This is a genomic window from Pseudomonas sp. R32, assembly GCF_009866705.1.
Lineage (GTDB): Bacteria > Pseudomonadota > Gammaproteobacteria > Pseudomonadales > Pseudomonadaceae > Aquipseudomonas > Aquipseudomonas donghuensis.
The window spans coordinates 3,389,797-3,406,952 of sequence record NZ_CP019396.1 but is presented as its reverse complement, the minus strand read 5'-3'; the positions used below and the strand labels follow the sequence as shown (position 1 = coordinate 3,406,952).

The window sequence follows — 17,156 nt, the reverse complement described above, 5'->3', positions numbered from 1 at the left end:
ACTTCCCGGCGAAAACCCGGATAATGGCCGCCAAATCGTTTTGCTCGTATGGTATTCCCGCATGGAAATCAAGGTTAACTTTCTCGACAACCTTCGACTTGAAGCCAAGTTCGATGACTTCACGGTGGTGGCCGATCAACCGATCCGCTACAAGGGCGATGGCTCGGCACCGGGGCCGTTCGATTACTTTCTGGCTTCGTCGGCCCTGTGCGCGGCGTACTTCGTAAAGCTGTACTGCCAGACCCGCGATATTCCCACCGATAATATCCGCCTGTCGCAAAACAACATTGTCGATCCGGAAAACCGCTACAAGCAGATCTTCAAGATCCAGGTCGAGCTGCCGGCCGATATCAGCGAGAAGGACCGCCAGGGCATCCTGCGCTCGATCGACCGTTGCACGGTGAAAAAAGTGGTGCAGACCGGCCCCGAGTTTGTCATCGAAGAGGTAGAAAACCTCGATGCCAACGCCCAGGCCTTGCTGATGCTCGACCCGGCCTCGGACACCAGCACCTATATCGTCGGCAAGGACCTGCCGCTGGAGCAGACCATCGCCAACATGTCGGGGATTCTCGCCGGCCTGGGCATGAAGATCGAGATCGCCTCGTGGCGCAACATCGTGCCCAATGTCTGGTCGCTGCACATTCGCGATGCGCAGTCGCCGATGTGCTTCACCAATGGCAAGGGCGCAACCAAAGAGGGCGCGCTGGCCTCGGCGCTGGGCGAGTTCATTGAGCGGCTCAACTGCAACTTCTTCTACAACGATCAGTTCTGGGGCGAAGACATCGCCAACGCCGACTTCGTCCATTACCCGGACGAGCGCTGGTTCAAGCCCGGGCGTAAAGATGCGCTGCCGGCGGAGATTCTCGACGAGTACTGCCGCGAGATTTACAACCCCGATGGCGAGTTGCTTGGCTCGCACCTGTACGACACCAACTCCGGCAACATCGAGCGTGGTATCTGCTCGCTGCCGTTCGTGCGCCAGTCCGACGGTGAGGTGGTGTATTTCCCCTCCAACCTGATCGAGAACCTGTACCTGAGCAACGGCATGAGCGCCGGTAACACCCTGGCTGAAGCCCAGGTGCAATGCCTGTCGGAGATCTTCGAACGGGCGGTCAAGCGTGAAATCCTCGAAGGCGAGCTGGCATTGCCGGATGTGCCACAGGACGTACTGGCCAAGTACCCGGGAATTCTTGCCGGTATACAGGGCCTGGAAGAACAGGGCTTCCCGGTGCTGGTCAAGGATGCATCGCTGGGCGGTGCCTTCCCGGTGATGTGCGTGACCTTGATGAACCCGCGCACCGGCGGTGTGTTTGCCTCGTTCGGCGCGCACCCAAGCTTTGAAGTGGCGCTGGAACGCAGCCTGACCGAATTGCTCCAGGGCCGCAGTTTCGAAGGCCTGAACGACCTGCCGCAACCGACTTTCGAAAGCCATGCGGTGACCGAGCCAAACAACTTTGTCGAACACTTCATCGACTCCAGCGGTGTGGTGTCGTGGCGCTTCTTCAGTGCCAAGGCAGACTTCGAATTCGTCGAGTGGGACTTCGCGGCCGAGGGTGAAAACGCCAACGTCGAAGAAGCCGCGGCGCTGTTCGGCATTCTCGAAGACATGGGCAAAGAAGTGTACATGGCGGTGTACGAGCACCTGGGCGCCACCGCTTGCCGCATCCTGGTGCCGGACTATTCGGAAATCTATCCGGTCGACGACCTGATCTGGGACAACACCAACAAGGCGCTGTTTTTCCGCGAAGACATCCTCAACCTGCACCGCCTGGATGATGAGCAGCTGCACGCGCTGGTCGAGCGTCTGGAAGAAAGCGAGCTGGATGATTACACCGACATCACCACCTTGATCGGCGTCGAGTTTGACGACAACACCGTCTGGGGGCAGTTGACCATCCTCGAGTTGAAGCTGCTGATCCACCTCGCGCTGCAGCAGTTTGAGCCGGCAAAAGAGCTGGTCGAAACCTTCCTGCAGTACAACGACAACACCGTTGAGCGCGGCCTGTTCTATCAGGCGCTGAATGTGGTGCTTGAGGTGGCGCTGGATGACGAGCTGGAACTGGCCGATTACGAAGTCAACTTCCGCCGCATGTTCGGCAACCCGCGCATGGACGCGGTGCTTGGCTCGGTGGACGGCAGTGTGCGCTTCCATGGCCTGACGCCGACCAGCCTGAAACTCGAAGGGCTCGATCGCCACCTGCGCCTGATCGACAGCTATAAGAAGTTGCACGCGGCCCGGGCCAAGGTAGCGAACCTGTCCCGTTAAATCGCGCTAACAAAAAAAAGCACCTTCTGGTGCTTTTTTTGTGTTTATTCGCCCGGGTTATAGCCATGTAGCCAACGGTTCTTGCCACCGAAACAGCAGCCCTTGCCGGATGAAGGGGTTAGCGTTTAGCTGAACGCTTGTGTGTACAACCTCATCAGGTGCAGACCATGAGCACACCCCTGGATTTGAATGCATTGAAGGCACGCCAGCAGGCGGCGTGGGCCAGTGGCGATTACGCGGTGATCGGTACGACCTTGCAACTGGTTGGCGAATGTTTGGCTGAGGCCTGCGACTTGCGCTGGGATGAAAAGGTCCTGGATGTTGCGGCCGGCAACGGTAATGCCACCCTGGCCGCCGCACGCCGTGGTTGCCAGGTGACCTCCACCGATTACGTACCCGAGTTGCTCAAACGAGGTGAGGAGCGCGCCCGGGCTGAGCGGCTGAACGTAACCTTTCAAGTCGCCGATGTCGAAGCCTTGCCGTTCCAGGACGGCACCTTCGATGCTGTGTTGTCGACCTTCGGCGTGATGTTCGCCCCCGACCAGGCACAAGCGGCGAAGGAGCTGGGCCGCGTGTGCCGTTCGGGTGGGCGCATTGGCCTGGCCAACTGGACCCCGCAAGGGTTTGTCGGGCAGATGTTCAAGACCCTCGGCCGCCACGTGCCGCCGCCTGTCGGCGCGCAACCGCCGTCACGCTGGGGTGATGAAGAGCAATTGCACAACCTGTTCGGCGATAACATAGGTGCGATCAAAGTCAGCCGCCAGCATTTCAATTTTCGCTATCGCTCGCCAGCGCATTTCATCGAGGTGTTCAGGACCTGGTACGGGCCGGTGCACAAGGCATTTGCGTCGTTGGAAGGTGACCAGGCCAGCGCGCTGGAGCGCGATCTGACGCAGTTGCTCAATGATAACAATGTGGCGGGGGACGCGTCGCTGGTGGTGCCCAGCGAGTACCTGGAGATCGTCATCACTCGCCGTTGAAGTACCTGCATCATCAACGTTGTGAGCGCCGGTATGTCGAGTGCCCGCTATGCCGTACGAGGTTTGTAGCCGCAATGGATCTACAGGCTCTCAGTCTCATTTCGGTGGATGTCAAAGCCGCATTGTTTTAATGCGTCTTTGACCCTATCGACAACATCGAGGTACTTCGCTGCGCGCACGAGCTATCCCGCGGCTTTCTCCCTTTGGCAGTACAAGCATGGCGTGCATTCTCACCTGTGGCTATCAGCGGCTAGGGTGCTGTTCAGATCAAGCACATCGACGACATCACCGGTGAAGAAATCCACGACCTCCAGACGATGGGTCAACAGCCGATCGCCAAACCAGTCGGCAGCGAGCCGGCCGGGTGGGCCCTTCTGGCGTACCACCGTGGTCTCGGTCTGGCCGCTGGCCGTTGCGATAATGACGTCTTCGCCCCAATTGGAGCGTTGTGTTGCCGGGATCGGCATGCACAGGTGGCTACCGGATTCATTGAACAGGATGTTACCGGCACCTATCTGGCCGTATTCGCCCATGTCCCTGGCCCAGCGCGTCGCGCCAGTGCGATCGCAGCACAGCAGGCGGTTGTTTTCGCCGGTGGCGAACAGGTACTGACCATCACGGGAAAAACGCAGGCTTTTGACTTTGGCCTCCAGCGCCAGGCTGATCTTGTTGATCTCGCCACTGGCGCAGTCAACCGTCAGCACACTGTTGCGGGCACGCTCATCGGGTGCCCAGAGTTTGCCTTGCTCAGGGTCGATACAGCCGAACCTGGCATCGACATCACGGGCGATAGGCTCGCTGCACTCACCGCTGTCCAGGTCGATGATCACAGGGCGCTTTCTATCGTTGCCGACGCTGACCAGCGCGTACTGGCCACTGGGGTCCAGACGTGACCAGTACGACAGATACCTGTCGGTCTCATGCAACTGCGTGCAACCCTGAAGAAAGCTCAGGCGCGAACGGCTGGCGCCACGCACCACCTGCCAGTCGCAACCTCGCAGGGCCATGCGCCGACCATCGCGGGAGATGTCGCAGACACTATCATCGGCCTGGGGGCCGGCTGGCCGGGTCAATGCGCCGGTGTCCGGATCGTACTGGGTCAGGCAGGTGGGCCGAATGCTGTCGCTTTTGTCGAAGAACACCAGGCGGCGGGGTACATCAATGTACATTGCAACTCCGGAAAACCAGTGGGCAAGGTGGCGCAGGATAAAGGCTGGATAGGGTGGCTGGAAACCAGTTCTGCCTGGATTACGACCGCTGCGCGCTCGATCGCTGGCAAAGCCAGCTCCCACAGGGTGGGGTGTATACAGGTCCATTGTGGGAGCCGGCCTTGTCGGCGATGAGGCCAGTGCAGCCAGCAGATCAAACGTTGCCCGGTCGCATAAAGTTGAAATACCCCGCATTGCCCGCCAGAATCGCGCCCCGGCCAGAGGTGCCGGATGTTGCGGGTGAAAAGGGGCTGCAGTTGAACGAACAGACATTGTCCATGCGCCTGGAGCGCGTCGCGGCGCAGGTGCCAGCGGGTGCGCGGCTGGCCGATATTGGCTCGGATCACGCCTACCTGCCGGTGGCGTTGCTGCGCCGTGGCGCGATTGCGGCGGCGGTGGCTGGCGAGGTGGCCTTGACGCCATTCAGCGCGGCCCAACGCACCGTGCGCGACAACGGCCTGGAGCAGCAGGTCAGCGTGCGCCTGGCCAACGGCCTGGCGGCGATCGAGCCGGCTGATGGCATCAGCGCGATCAGCATCTGCGGTATGGGCGGCGAGACCATTCGCGACATCCTCGACAGTGGCAAGGCGCACTTGAACGGGCAGGAACGGCTGATCCTGCAACCCAACGGCGGCGAGCAGCCTGTGCGCCTGTGGCTGATGGAAAACGGCTACCGGATACTCTGCGAAGAAATACTGCGGGAAAACCGCTTCGACTACGAAATCATCGTTGCCGAGCGCGCAGGCCCTGTGACCTACAGCGCCGAACAGCTGTACTTCGGCCCGCTGCAGATGCAGGCCCGCAGCCCGGCGTTCCTGGCCAAGTGGCAGAGCATCCTGCGGCGCAAGCAGCAGACCCTGGCCAACTTCGCCCGGGCGCGGCACGCCGTGCCCGAGGCGAAGGTTCAGCAAGTCGCCCGGCAGGCCCGGTGGATTACCGAGCTGCTGGCGTAAGCCTTTGTATATCCGTTGGGTCGGCCTGCAATTGCCACTGGCTGCGTAGCGACTGCAACTGCGCCTCCAGGATCGACACGCCGCGCTCGCGCTGGGCGATGCGCTCGCGCTCGAACAGGTCGTTGAGCAGGCCGACCAGGTTGCGCGACTCGGTGGCCGAGGTCGGTGTATTCACGTCGTTTTCCACCTGGCCATTGGCGTAGGTGCGCACCCGTTCATTGCGGCTGGCCTGCTGGGTGACGCTGGCCTCTACCAGGCGACTTTTGTCGTAGACCAGGCGGGTACTGCTGCTCGATTGATCGTTGATCTCGTGGTAGCGGTAGTTCTGCGACGCTGGGTCAAGGCTCAGCCCCACCTGGGGGTTGAAGTCTGCATGATAGGCAGCCGTCAGCCGTGCCTGCTGATCCTGTTGCACCGTGCGACCCAACTGGGCCGTGCCGCGGACCGTGGTCGACTGGGAGACCTGATAGTCGAAGTGGTCGGTTTCTGTCGGCCGCATCGGGTTGATCTGCTGGACTGACTGGCTGATCGAGGCGCTGAAGTCGGCCAGGCCGCTGAGCAGGGCAGTGTCTTTGGCCGCCAGCAGCGGGATACGGCCGCTCGACGGTTTGCCTGCGTCGTCGGCACTGTTGAGCTGGACGAAGGCGTCCTTGAACAGGCTCACCAGGCCCTCGTCGCCGTTGCCCCGGCTTTGCGCCGCGTCGAACTGCTTCAGGTAATGACTGATCGCCGCCTGACGCTGGGTGCTGGTGCCCAGCAACGACGTGTCGCGGGTATCGAGGTTCAGTTTCACGTTACCGTCAGGCCCTTGCAGGCTGAGGGTGCGTGCGCTGTCGTTCAGGCTCAGGTCAAAGCTCAGCGGCTCGCCGCTGGGTGTCTCAAGCCTGGCGTTCATCTGCAGCGAGCGGAACAGCGCCGGGTCGAGCGTGGCCAGTTTGCCCAATTGCAGGCGCGGGGGCTGTGCGCTCAGGCCATTGATGGTCGCCTGGAAACTATCGGACAGCGCCGCCAGGCCCTCGAGCTCATCGCTGCTGAGTTGGCCGCCCTGCACCTCGGCGCTCACCGCCAGGCCTTGCTCATTGCTGGCCAGGGACAGGGTGACAGTGGCTCCGGAGGCGGTAGTCAGGCTCAGGCTCACGCCATTGGCCGGGTGCTGGCGCAGGTTATCGCCTTGAAGCTTGAGGACTTCGGCGCTTGGCTGGGCCCCGTCGGCGAAGGCGAATACCGATTGCGTAAAGGACTGCCCGCCGTTGGCCACCAGTTGATTCAGCACGGCAGCGCCAAGCCCGTGCAAGCGCGAGCCGATAGCGGAAGACTGGACGCCGCCGAGCAGGTTCATGCTGAGCTTGTTCAGGCTGTCGTGTTCCAGCACGTAGCGCATCGGTACGGCAACTGCCCCGCGGGACGAATAGGTGCCTGCGTCGTCGCCACGGGGGCTCTGGCCCAGGCTGACGGTAGTACTCGGGGTGGCCGCGACCTGCTCGGTGCGGGTATTGGCGGTGCTGGCCGGTGTCGGCTGGGGGGCTGTGTATGCAGGGGCAATACGCAATCCTGCGATGATTGGGCTCATGGTCGGTACCCGTAGTTTCCATACTAGTTAAAGGGGTATCGGCGGCGTTTTGCCGAGCTTGAGCATCAGGACTGCGATGCTGGTTGCGCGGCACGGTAGGTGGTGATCAGGCCGGGCGCACCACGCTGAGCTTCGTATGGGGGGCTATCCAGTTGGCGGCGATTCATTCGCCCTGAGTGACGGCGTCGTGACTGGGTTCAGCGGCCAGTTTCAAACGGTCAGCTTTACTGATGTATTTAGGCTTGCTCTTCGGTGCCAGTTTGGCACTGGCCTTTTTGGCATGAGCCTTCAACAGCTGCTTTATCTTCTTTTGACGATTCACGTTGTTACTCGGCTGGTAAATGCTTGAATGATATCAGCTGTGCGCCACGTTGTTTTTTGACCCGGTACATATCGCCATCCGCATGACTGAGCAACGTGTCGGCATCCTCTGCGTCCTTGGGGTAAAAGGCCACGCCGACACTACAGGAGGGCATTTTGATCCCGCCAAATTCAGCGCCGAGCGGCTCGGCCATGGCCGCGAGAATCTGCTCCACCTTCGCGTAAACGGCATCGTGTGACTGGATACCCGGCAGCAGCACGGTGAATTCATCACCCCCCATCCGGGCTACCGTGTCGGTTTCACGTACGCAGCGTTCCAGGCGCCGGGCAATCGTGCAGAGAATCCGATCACCCATTGCATGCCCATGGACATCATTAATACCCTTGAAGTCATTGATATCCAGAAACAGCAGCGCCAGGGTGCTCTGGTGGTGCTGCGCCGCTCGAAGGGCCGACTCCATTCGTTGATTGAACAGCGAGCGGTTGGTCAGTGCTGTCAATGGATCATGATGGGCCAGGAAGCGTAATTCCTCCTCGGCCTGCCTGAGGGCCGTGACGTCCCGCGCCACACCGATTCGTGCACCCACCTCCTCGGACCAGAAGGCCGCCCACAGGATATGCACGACACCGCCATCCTTGCGGATGTAACGGTTGCGAAAGTCAACGTGGGAGTGGCCATTCATGACCCGGACAATGGAGGCCCGGGTGACCGCCAGGTCATCAGGATGGATGTAGTCGGTGATCGGGGTACCGGTCAGCTCGTCGGCACCGTAGCCGAGCAGTGCCTCGCAAGCATCACTGACAAATACAATCTGGTTGTCCCTGTCGACCACGAAGACCGTGTCCAGCATCAGATGGATCAGTTTGGGGTAGAGCGCTTGGAGGTCTATGGGCATAGGCTGGGACGTCCGGTTCAGGTCGCCTGATCATAACGCTATCGCGCGGGGCCAATACAGTGTGGACCGGAGCAACGTAATCTGCCGCGGTCCGGCCAATGGCTGACGGTTATGGGGGACGCGAGCGACCCGTCTTTACACCTTAGCGGCGATAGTAGCGGCGATCGTCCTCATAACGGTAACGCATGGCCCGATCATGGTGGCGTTCCCAGTAACGATGGCGCTCGGCTTCGCGCCGGGCTTGCTCGCGACGCCATTGTTCCCTGCGCCAGTTGTCTCGGCGCCAATCGTCTCGACGATCATGCCAACGGTCGTCATGCCGGTAGTGGTCATCATGGGCAAGCAACGGCCCAGGCTGGTTTTCGGCCATGCTGGCGATAGTCGGCCACGGGTTGCCGGCCGCCAGGGCCGGCGCCTGGACAACCGGCGTTGGAGCGGCGACAGCAGGGGTTGAGGTCTTCATCTGTGTTGCTGATGCCGAGCCCACTGCCGCGAATGCGAACAGGGCAACGAGCACCATCCGTGGGGCTTGGAATTTCATGAGCGATGACAACCTCTGAAGGACGATTGAACGTATCCACATAGACCGATAAAAAGGGAAAAGTTCTAAGCCGTCGCTGCTTAATTCGGCGTGGGCTTGGCCCCGCGAATCTATATGACCGCCATCGCGAGGCAGGCCTGCTCCTGGCGTATGATGCTCAACCGTCTTTGCCGATAAGGAAATCGCCATGCTCCCTGACAAGGCCTGCGCAGTGGTTTTTTCATCCACGCCGCACCCCAGGCTCCTGTTGTTTCGTCATCCGCTGGCCGGAGTGCAACTGGTGAAGGGCAGCATTGAAACCGGCGAAACACCTGCTCAGGCAGCGCTGCGAGAACTGGCGGAAGAGTCTGGCATCAGTGCCGCCACCATCGTGGACGACCTGGGGTGTTGGGATGCCGAGCACCTTGGCCAGACTTGGTCGTTTCAATTGTGCCGGGCGAGCGGACCGCTGCCTGAGCAGTGGTCTCATCAGACGCTCGACGATCATGGCCACGTGTTCACATTCTTCTGGGCTGGGCTTGAGCATTTGCCCCTTGCCGACTGCCACCCTGTGTTTCAACGAGCGCTGCGGTTTGTCTGCGCGACCTTGAAAACGCGTGGTCATTGGCCAGGCAAACAGGGCTAAATAATCCGCCGCAGGGCGATATACTCCGGGCCATTGGTTGATGCCCGAGAGAAGCTTATGCGCCAGGTTTTGCTTATCGTTGATGTCCAGTCCACGTTCAGTCCACCCGAGTGGCTGGTCGATGGGGTGCGGGCGTTGTCAGAGCGGATTGTCACGATTGCCTCGGTCGAGCTGCATGATGAGCAGGTAACCCCGTTTGCACAACAACTCGGTTGGCATCCTGCGGCCGAAGACGAGAGCCTGGTCGAAGCCGACAAAGTGTTTGTAAAGCACGGCTATGGGCAGACCGCAGAAACCATCGAGTACATCAAGCAGCTCGGTGTGGAGCGCGTGCTGGTTTGTGGCCTGCAGACCGAAACCTGCGTGCTCGCCGCCGGGTTTGCACTGTTCGATGCAGGGTTGATGCCGACGCTGGTGACCGACTTGACCGTTGGCTCATCCCTGGACAGGTCAGGTCGGTTGGGCATCGATCTGTGGAAGCATCATTTCCGCCAGGTGACTACCAGGGCAGAGGTGCTTGCTGAACTTGATGCGTGAGTTCTTACAAGGTGGCAGGAGCGCCTGGGTCGATCCATGTGCTCATCACGACACGCCTGCTTCAGGCCAGTACGCAGCGGTTTTGAGCTTTAGCGGGAGAGCGCGCAAGTGTGAGCCCAACGCCCATCGTTGACCGTTCGCTATCGACTTTCAAATCGCTATGCGCTGATGAGTCTGCCTGAATGCGCACATCCCGCTGCGGGTCGCGGCCAGCGGCCAGAAGAAGCTGCCGGTGGTCGTTGCATTTCGCTTGTCGTCGACGTATGGCTAAGCTTAATAAACCGGGGCGAATTGAAACCTGGCTGAAAGCAGCCATCGGTGGACCTGGATTAGCATCAAGGCGGCGCCCCAAAGGAGACGAACATGTATGCGGTTATCAGAACCTATCTAGGTACTGGAGCAAAGCAGCTTTTCGAGCTTTTAGAAGTGCGCAAAGCCGACGTCGAAGCAGCCTTGCGGACAGTGCCTGGGCTGGTCAGCTACACGCTGCTGAATACGGGTGATGGCGGTACGTCGATAACTGTCTGCACGGACAAGGCCGGCAGCGATGCGAGCTTGAAAGTCGCCCGTGACTGGATTCAGAAAAATGCCTCGAGTATCCACGCGCAGCCGCCGATCGTAACGGAAGGTCCGGTCATTGTGCAGATCAAATAGCGCGTTCTTGCGCTTGATCTGGCGACACTTTCGCTGTCGCAGGCTTTGCGTGTCTGCTTCTACAGCGCCAGACAGGACGCGACCGCATCTTCGAGCATGGCCACCAACTCAGGGTCCATGAAGCGAAAATCATCCGGTATATCCAGGGTATACAGCCGCTTGTGCTCAAGCAGCCGCGCGTAGTGCGCCTGCAGGCGATTCTGGTGTTTGCGTTCCATGACAAAAATCACATCGGCCCAGCGAATATCCGCCGGGCCGATGGGTTTACGTGCATTCGGGCTGGTGCCCGCCGACCGGGCATCGAAGCCGGGGCGGCGGCGCCAGAGCGCTTCTGCGGTAGGGCTGCGCCATTGATTACGGCTGCAGACGAACAGGAGGTTAGTCACTCTTGATCCAACAGTTGGCGGGTGGAGCGGATGGGATAGCTCATGCCGAGTTGGCGTGCCCTTATCAGCTTGTCGGCACGGGTGTACAGCAGCTTCCAGTTCTTTTCGGGCTTGAACTCCAGCGGATGCACCGCTTTGGTTTTGCCACTTTTACGGGCCTGTGAGCGTCTCCAGGCGCGGGTTCTTTCCATGATCTTGTCCTCGTGAGTACCGGGTTCAGCAGCCGCGGTAATACGAGTTGGCGCTATAGTAAGCGCGAATCGGGATTGTGGCTAGAGGCCGGTCCAGCCAGCACATCAGGTGGTGCCTGGATTACGACCTTTGTGGGAGCTGGCCTTGCCAGCGATGAGGCCGGTACAGCCAGCACATCAGGTGTTGCCTGGATTACGACCGCTGCGCGCTCGATCGCTGGCAAGGCCAGCTCCCACAAGTCCGGCATACACAGATCCACTGTGGGAGCTGGCTTGCCAGCGATGAGGCCGGTACAGCCAGCACATCAGGTGGTGTCTGGATTGCGACCGCTTCGCGCTCGATCGCTGGCAAGGCCAGCTCCCACAGGTCCGGTGTACACAGATCCACTGTGGGAGCGGGCTCGACCCGCGATGAGGGCGGTACAGCCAGCACATCAGTGTTGCCTGAATTGCGACCGCTGCGCGCTCGATCGCTGGCAAGGCCAGCTCCCACAAGTCCGGCGTACACAGATCCACTGTGGGAGCTGGCTTGCCCGCGATGGGGCCGGTACAGCCAGCACATCAGGTGTTGCCTGGATTACGACCGCTTCACGCCCGATCGCCGGCAAGGCCAGCTCCCACAAGTCCGGCATACACAGATCCACTGTGGGAGCTGGCTTGCCAGCGATGAGGCCGGTACAGCCAGCACATCAGGTGGTGTCTGGATTGCGACCGCTTCGCGCTCGATCGCTGGCAAGGCCAGCTCCCACAGGTCCGGTGTACACAGATCCACTGTGGGAGCCGGACTTGCCGGCGATGGGCTACGCAGTAGCCCCAAGACGCCGACTACCGCAACGGCACATAAATATCCGTCTGCCACTGCTCCTGCGGCGTTTGCGGATAAGCACTCAGGTAATGAAAAAACAGCGGCTGATCGCGCAACTCTTCACCACTGTCCGGCAACCAGTCGCGATAAAGCGGATAGATGGATTCACCAATATGGTCCGGCGAACCTTCATGCCGCACTACCGCATAACGCCCGCCAGCAATCACCCGTTCGTGCACGCCGAGTTCATTTGCCGCCACCGCCTCATCAATCTCACCACAAATGGCGAAACGAAAATCCTCCGCCGGCGTGGTATCGGGGTTGCCATAGGGGATGCCAAAGCTGCGGCTCGACGCCACCGGCGACTGCCCGCTCGCCATGCGCCAGGCAATGAACTGGCGCACGCTCTCGTCGACCTGCGCGGCCGGCCCGCAGTGCTCCAGCGCTGCGACCCGGGTTTGAACAAATTCCACAATACGAACCTGCATGATGACGCTCCTGGAAAAGTGAGGGATAGCGAACACCGCATTCCAGGCCTGCCAGTTCGGCTGGCGGCGAAAGGCGCTAGGCGACATGCCCAGCGCCCGCCGAAACGCCCGGCTGAACGCCTCGGGGCTTTCGAAACCAGCAGCTAACGCAGCCTCCAGCACCGAGTGATCGGCATTGGCCGCCAAACGATGCGCCGCCTGGCGCAAGCGCATCAACTGCACATAGCGCGAGACCGGCACCCCGACGTACGCCGTGAACTGGCGATGAAAGTGAAACACCGAAAAGTTCGCCACCTGGCTCAGGGTTTTTACCGACAGATCACCTTCGAGGTTGGCGTCGATGTAGGCGAGCACAGCGCTGAAGCGCTGGGTGTAGGCGGCGTTGGGCGGCAAGTCGGGCACGGCTGGAGGCTCTTGGAAGTACGGTCGGCATAGAATCGACTATACCCGCGTAGCTGTGCCTAGCCGTGTTTGCTCTAGGTGTGTTTTTCACGGGGATGAGCATTCGCTCGATGGGCCGCGTCGGCGGCCCGGGCGTAGCCCTCGGCGTTTACTTGGCCGAGGCTTGGTCCACCCTGCACGCCTTAGAGTACTCGGGCTACCAAACCCGGCCGCTGGATTTACAGCGACAGGGGGAGGGTCGCGAGGTTGCAGAATGGATTGAAGGGAAGATTGGAGCGCGCTCGTAGTTAAAGGTTTGGCCCCTGCTGATGCTCACGCAAACAGTGCTGGCCAGCTGCTCATCAGGCAACATCTCATCAATCGCAAACAGACAAAACCGATACAAATCAAGCCACTACCCACCTGGCACAACCATTGCGAAGGCCCTCGTCTCTTCCCCCTCGTGGAACATCGACGTTCATGACCGCTCCCTTCGCCCGCGTGCCCCTGTTACTGGCCATCGCCGCCGCCTTACCCACGCTACCGAGCTTCGCCGCCGAGCCAAGCCCCGAAGCGCTGCCCACTGTCACGGTTACTGCGCAAAAGCGCGAAGAGTCGGTGCAGGATGTGCCCTCGGCCATCTCCGTGGTCAGCGCCAAGCAGATCGCCGACAGCGGTGGCGGCTTCAGTGCCGGCAAGGCCCTGCAGAACGTGCCCAACGCTATCGCCCCGGAGTTCGCCGGGCACCAGCGGCCGCGCTGGTACATTCGTGGCATGGGCTCGGGGGACATGGCGTCGACCACGGTTTACCCGGTAGGCATCTACACCGATGACGTGTATATCGACCCCCACGTGGCTACCGGTTTTCCGCTCTATGACATGGAGCGCGTCGAGGTGCTGCGCGGGCCGCAGGGCACGCTGTGGGGCAAGAACACCACTGGCGGGGCGATCAACTTCGTTTCGCGCAAGCCGGATTTCGAGAAAGCCAACGGTTACTTCAAACTCGACCTGGGCAACTACAATTCGCGCCTGTACGAAGGCGCCTATGGCGATACGCTGATCGACAACAAGCTGGCCGCACGGGTGGCGTTTGTCGACCAGAGCGCCGATGGCCAACTGGAGAACCAGGTCGATGGCCATACCGTTGGCGACATCCACGATCAGGCCCTGCGCCTGCAATTGCTGGCGCAGATCAACGACGACCTGCAGGCCACCCTGCAATTGCATGGCCGCGACTACAAGGGGCAGGGCATCGCCACCCGCGCCTGGGGTTCGGGGCCGGGTGGCAGCACGCTGTTTGGCCCGGCGCCGAAGCCGGATACCGACGAGGCCGCGTTCACTGGCAAGGCCGAAGACCGCATCGAGCACAACGGTGTGCAGTTGGCACTGAAGTGGGATCTGGGCGACCTGCAACTGGACTCGATCACCGCCTTCGACGATATCCACGAAAAAGCCGAAAGCCCGAACATGAGCCTTTACGAGTTCGGCCGTGGCTTTAACGATGACCGCTGGAAGCAGGTGTCCCAGGAGCTGCGCTTGTCTTCGGCGAAAAACCAGCCGGTCAGCTGGATCGTCGGCACGCATGTGTTCCATGAACAACTCGACAGCCGCAACGACAACGGCCTGTTGCCCAAGCCCTACAACCAGGCCTTGGGCGTGGCTGACTATGGCCGTACCGATATCGACCAAAGCACCGACAGCTTCGCGATTTTCGGCAGCAGCACCTGGCAGGCCACCGACAACCTGAGCCTCACCGCCGGCCTGCGCTGGACCCGCGAAACCAAGGACATCGACCTGCACCGCGTAGCCGCGCCGGATGCCGATGCGGTCAGCTACAGCAGCGAGCGCGACTGGTGGAAACACTACACCGGCGACCTGGTGACCCGCGTCGAACAGGACGAAAAACGCACCTGGAACAAGCTCACCTACGACTTCACCCCCGAGTACCAGCTCAACGACAACGCGCGGGTGTACTTTCGCTATGCCAAGGGGTTTCGTTCAGGTGGTTTCAGCGGCGGTGCGCAGGTGCAGGCCGAGGCCTCGGTGGTGGCGCCGGAGAACGTCGATGCCTACGAACTGGGGGTCAAGAGCGAGTGGTTCGACGAGCGCCTGATCGCCAATGCCAACGTGTTTTACTACGACTACTCGGACATTCAGGTCAACGCCGTGTCGGTGCGCGACGGCCAGGTGGTGTCGCTGCTGACCAACAGTGGCCAAGGGGTGATTCGCGGCGCCGAGTTCGAGCTGCAGGCGTTGCCGTTCAGCAACCTGGAACTGCATGGCTCGTTGGGCTTGCTGCATACCGAGCTGCAGGATTTCGAGTCCGGCGGGGTGGATTATTCGGGTAACCGCATTGCCCGCTCGCCGTCGCGGACCCTGGCCGTGGGCGGCAGTTACCGGATACCGCTGGAGAATGGCGATGAAGTGCGGTTGGGCACGGATTGGCGCTATCAGAGTCGGATCTTCTTCCTGCCGACGGCGCAGCAGGATCACAGCGTTTCCCAGGGCGGCTATACCTTGGGCAATGCCAGTGCCACCTATCACCTGGGCGGGCGCTATGACCTGGATCTGACGGCGCATGTGAACAACCTGACCGACAAGCAGTACAAGACCGACAGCGTGCCGTTGCCGTTCGATATTGCCTGGGACGCGCGGGGCGATCGGCGCACGTTCGGGGTGAGTGCGACGACCCGCTTTTAGCCGTCAGTGCCGGGCCGGCCGCGGGCCTAAAGCGCTTGGGGGGGGGTGGTGCAGTAGGTTTTTGGGCAGGGCTTTGCCTTGCATCGCTGGCGAGCCAGCTCCCACAGGTATTGCGGACCTTGTGGGCGCTGGCTTGCCAGCGGTGCTTTTGGGGTCAGTAGCGAATCATCACCGACTTGAGCTCGGTGTAATCCTCGATAAACGCCCCGCCAAATTCACGGCCAATTCCCGAAGCCTTCACCCCGCCAAACGGCACCGCCGGGTCGAGCAGGGTATGCATGTTCACCCACACCGTACCGGCCTGCACCTGCGGGACCAGGCGCAAGGCCTTGCTCAGGTCGTTGGTCCATACACTGGCACTCAGGCCATAAGGGCTGTCATTCATCAGGGCGATCAGTTGCTCTTCATCGTCGTAAGGCAAAAAGGTCGCCACCGGCCCGAAGGTCTCTTCAGTGAGCAGGCTGTCGTTCAGCGAATGGGCCAGGATCACCGTCGGTTCCACATAGCATCCCGGCCCTTCGATCAGGCGCCCGCCATGAATGATCTGGCTGTTCTCGCGGCGCGCCTTGGCAAACAGCGCACCGAGTTTGGCCTGGTGCTGCTTGTTGCTCACCGGGCCGAATTCACTGGTTTCATCCAGCGGTGAACCGATCTTCAACGTTGCCAGGCGCTCGCTCAAAGCACCGGTCACCGCCTCGATCTGCGAACGATGCACATAGAAGCGCTCGGCTGCGGCGCAGATCTGCCCGGCATGCAAAAAGCCCGCTTCGATGATGCCGTCCACCGCTTTGTTCAACGGCACATCACGCAGGAACCCGGCCGCATTCTTGCCGCCCAGCTCCAGGGTGGTGCGGGTCAGGTTGGCGGCCATGGCACTCTGGCCAACAGCAAGGCCGGTGGGCACGGAGCCGGTGAACGAGACCTTGTCGGTGCCCGGGTGCTCGATCAGCGCCTTGCCGGCCAGGCCGGCGCCGGTCACCACGTTCAGTGCGCCAGCGGGCAGGCCTGCGTCAATGGCCAGCTCGGCGATGCGCAGGATGGTCAGCGGGGTGAACTCGCTGGGCTTGATGATGATGCTGCAACCGGTAACCAAGGCCGAGCCGAGTTTCCACAGGGCGATCATGGTCGAGAAGTTCCAGGGCACGATGCCGACCACCACCCCCACCGGTTCGCGCAGGGTGAAGGCGCTGTAGCGTTCGCCGTTGAACGAGGGCAGCGATGGGGTGAGGGTCTGGCCGCTGAGCTTGGTGGCCCAGCCGGCGTAGTAACGCAAAAAATGTGCGGCCTGGTCGACCTCGAAGTTGCGCGCAAGCGTGATCAGCTTGCCCGACTGGCAGGTCTCCAGCTGCGCCAACTCCTCACGGTGCTGTTCGATCAGATCGGCGAGTTTCAGCAGCACGCTGGCTCGTACGGCCGGGGCGGTTTGCGACCATTGCGCAAAGCCTCGGCGCGAAGAGGCGACGGCGGCGTCGACCGTGCGCACGCAGGCTTCGGCCACGCGGCTGATGACCTGGTCGTTGGCCGGGTCAATCACCTCAAGGAGCCGGGCATGGTCCGCAGGCTGTTGGCGACCGTCGATAAAACTGCTGTGCTCGCGTTGCAGAAACGTGCGCACCTGGGGCAAAAGGCTGATGTTGCTCATGGGACGAACCTC

At 61.2% G+C, this 17,156-nt stretch carries 16 protein-coding genes; 7 read left to right on the top strand and 9 right to left on the bottom strand.

Annotated elements, in window-relative coordinates:
* The first annotated feature begins 61 nt into the window (after nt 1–61).
* Together PspR32_RS15820 and PspR32_RS15815 are read left to right on the top strand one after the other, a co-directional pair.
* Complete coding sequence (locus PspR32_RS15820) at nt 62–2,266, top strand: OsmC domain/YcaO domain-containing protein (protein ID WP_100783229.1); 2,205 nt, start codon at nt 62–64, stop codon at nt 2,264–2,266.
* 167 nt (nt 2,267–2,433) lie between these two features.
* Entirely contained in the window at nt 2,434–3,246 is an 813-nt protein-coding gene (locus PspR32_RS15815) for a class I SAM-dependent methyltransferase (protein WP_010224026.1), read from the top strand.
* Nucleotides 3,247–3,476: 230 nt separating this feature from the next.
* Here the strand turns inward: PspR32_RS15815 and PspR32_RS15810 are convergent, their stop codons facing one another.
* A complete protein-coding gene (locus PspR32_RS15810; protein WP_036996151.1) occupies nt 3,477–4,415 on the bottom strand; it encodes a WD40 repeat domain-containing protein in 939 nt (312 codons plus the stop codon).
* 296 nt (nt 4,416–4,711) lie between these two features.
* On the opposite strand from PspR32_RS15810, the gene PspR32_RS15805 reads away from it, so the two are divergent.
* A complete protein-coding gene (locus tag PspR32_RS15805) occupies nt 4,712–5,407 on the top strand; it encodes a tRNA (adenine(22)-N(1))-methyltransferase (protein ID WP_036996147.1) in 696 nt (231 codons plus the stop codon).
* Here PspR32_RS15805 and PspR32_RS15800 read toward each other — a convergent pair.
* The 4 genes from PspR32_RS15800 to PspR32_RS15785 form a co-directional block, all read right to left on the bottom strand.
* The gene (locus PspR32_RS15800) at nt 5,388–6,977 is read right to left on the bottom strand and encodes a hypothetical protein (RefSeq protein ID WP_159388851.1); all 1,590 of its coding nucleotides are present in this window, start codon (nt 6,975–6,977) and stop codon (nt 5,388–5,390) included. The two genes, PspR32_RS15805 and PspR32_RS15800, sit on opposite strands and share 20 nt — an antisense overlap.
* A gap of 163 nt (nt 6,978–7,140) precedes the next feature.
* On the bottom strand, nt 7,141–7,299 hold the full coding sequence (locus PspR32_RS15795) for a DUF2986 domain-containing protein (protein ID WP_081492815.1): 159 nt from the start codon (nt 7,297–7,299) through the stop codon (nt 7,141–7,143).
* Between the two features lie 4 nt (nt 7,300–7,303).
* The gene (locus PspR32_RS15790) at nt 7,304–8,194 is read right to left on the bottom strand and encodes a GGDEF domain-containing protein (RefSeq protein ID WP_159388850.1); all 891 of its coding nucleotides are present in this window, start codon (nt 8,192–8,194) and stop codon (nt 7,304–7,306) included.
* 142 nt (nt 8,195–8,336) lie between these two features.
* Complete coding sequence (locus PspR32_RS15785) at nt 8,337–8,735, bottom strand: hypothetical protein (protein ID WP_081492814.1); 399 nt, start codon at nt 8,733–8,735, stop codon at nt 8,337–8,339.
* 187 nt (nt 8,736–8,922) lie between these two features.
* Between PspR32_RS15785 and PspR32_RS15780 the strand changes: the two genes are divergently transcribed.
* The 3 genes from PspR32_RS15780 to PspR32_RS15770 all read left to right on the top strand — a co-directional run bounded on the left by PspR32_RS15780 (nt 8,923) and on the right by PspR32_RS15770 (nt 10,551).
* Nucleotides 8,923–9,360 carry an NUDIX hydrolase gene (locus tag PspR32_RS15780; RefSeq protein WP_010224017.1) on the top strand — a complete coding sequence of 146 codons (438 nt, stop codon included), beginning with the start codon at nt 8,923–8,925 and terminating at the stop codon, nt 9,358–9,360.
* A gap of 57 nt (nt 9,361–9,417) precedes the next feature.
* Nucleotides 9,418–9,897, top strand: coding sequence for an isochorismatase family protein (locus PspR32_RS15775; protein WP_010224015.1), 480 nt, complete (start codon nt 9,418–9,420; stop codon nt 9,895–9,897).
* A 363-nt stretch (nt 9,898–10,260) separates the two neighbouring features.
* On the top strand, nt 10,261–10,551 hold the full coding sequence (locus PspR32_RS15770) for a hypothetical protein (protein ID WP_159388849.1): 291 nt from the start codon (nt 10,261–10,263) through the stop codon (nt 10,549–10,551).
* Between the two features lie 59 nt (nt 10,552–10,610).
* On the opposite strand, the gene PspR32_RS15765 is transcribed toward PspR32_RS15770, so the two are convergent.
* From PspR32_RS15765 to PspR32_RS15755, 3 genes are all read right to left on the bottom strand, one after another.
* Nucleotides 10,611–10,937: a low molecular weight protein tyrosine phosphatase family protein gene (locus PspR32_RS15765; protein ID WP_010224011.1), complete on the bottom strand. Its 327-nt coding sequence runs from the start codon at nt 10,935–10,937 to the stop codon at nt 10,611–10,613.
* Entirely contained in the window at nt 10,934–11,128 is a 195-nt protein-coding gene (locus tag PspR32_RS15760) for a hypothetical protein (RefSeq protein WP_010224009.1), read from the bottom strand. Before PspR32_RS15760 ends, PspR32_RS15765 begins: the two co-directional genes overlap by 4 nt.
* A gap of 825 nt (nt 11,129–11,953) precedes the next feature.
* Nucleotides 11,954–12,823, bottom strand: a complete 870-nt coding sequence (locus tag PspR32_RS15755) for an AraC family transcriptional regulator (RefSeq protein WP_036994743.1) — start codon at nt 12,821–12,823, stop codon at nt 11,954–11,956.
* 459 nt (nt 12,824–13,282) lie between these two features.
* On the opposite strand from PspR32_RS15755, the gene PspR32_RS15750 reads away from it, so the two are divergent.
* Complete coding sequence (locus PspR32_RS15750; RefSeq protein ID WP_159388848.1) at nt 13,283–15,502, top strand: TonB-dependent receptor; 2,220 nt, start codon at nt 13,283–13,285, stop codon at nt 15,500–15,502.
* A gap of 154 nt (nt 15,503–15,656) precedes the next feature.
* Here PspR32_RS15750 and PspR32_RS15745 read toward each other — a convergent pair whose 3' ends face one another.
* Complete coding sequence (locus PspR32_RS15745; protein WP_010224004.1) at nt 15,657–17,144, bottom strand: aldehyde dehydrogenase family protein; 1,488 nt, start codon at nt 17,142–17,144, stop codon at nt 15,657–15,659.
* Between the last annotated feature and the right edge of the window lie 12 nt (nt 17,145–17,156).

What these genes read in the sequence shown, in the direction of transcription:
- PspR32_RS15780 (WP_010224017.1), top strand. Translation starts at nt 8,923, where the DNA reads ATGCTCCCTGACAAGGCCTGCGCAGTGGTTTTTTCATCCACGCCGCAC.
- PspR32_RS15745 (WP_010224004.1), bottom strand. Translation starts at nt 17,144, where the DNA reads ATGAGCAACATCAGCCTTTTGCCCCAGGTGCGCACGTTTCTGCAACGC.
- PspR32_RS15770 (WP_159388849.1), top strand. Translation starts at nt 10,261, where the DNA reads ATGTATGCGGTTATCAGAACCTATCTAGGTACTGGAGCAAAGCAGCTT.
- PspR32_RS15815 (WP_010224026.1), top strand. Translation starts at nt 2,434, where the DNA reads ATGAGCACACCCCTGGATTTGAATGCATTGAAGGCACGCCAGCAGGCG.
- PspR32_RS15785 (WP_081492814.1), bottom strand. Translation starts at nt 8,735, where the DNA reads ATGAAATTCCAAGCCCCACGGATGGTGCTCGTTGCCCTGTTCGCATTC.
- PspR32_RS15800 (WP_159388851.1), bottom strand. Translation starts at nt 6,977, where the DNA reads ATGAGCCCAATCATCGCAGGATTGCGTATTGCCCCTGCATACACAGCC.
- PspR32_RS15775 (WP_010224015.1), top strand. Translation starts at nt 9,418, where the DNA reads ATGCGCCAGGTTTTGCTTATCGTTGATGTCCAGTCCACGTTCAGTCCA.
- PspR32_RS15790 (WP_159388850.1), bottom strand. Translation starts at nt 8,194, where the DNA reads ATGCCCATAGACCTCCAAGCGCTCTACCCCAAACTGATCCATCTGATG.
- PspR32_RS15760 (WP_010224009.1), bottom strand. Translation starts at nt 11,128, where the DNA reads ATGGAAAGAACCCGCGCCTGGAGACGCTCACAGGCCCGTAAAAGTGGC.
- PspR32_RS15810 (WP_036996151.1), bottom strand. Translation starts at nt 4,415, where the DNA reads ATGTACATTGATGTACCCCGCCGCCTGGTGTTCTTCGACAAAAGCGAC.
- PspR32_RS15750 (WP_159388848.1), top strand. Translation starts at nt 13,283, where the DNA reads ATGACCGCTCCCTTCGCCCGCGTGCCCCTGTTACTGGCCATCGCCGCC.
- PspR32_RS15820 (WP_100783229.1), top strand. Translation starts at nt 62, where the DNA reads ATGGAAATCAAGGTTAACTTTCTCGACAACCTTCGACTTGAAGCCAAG.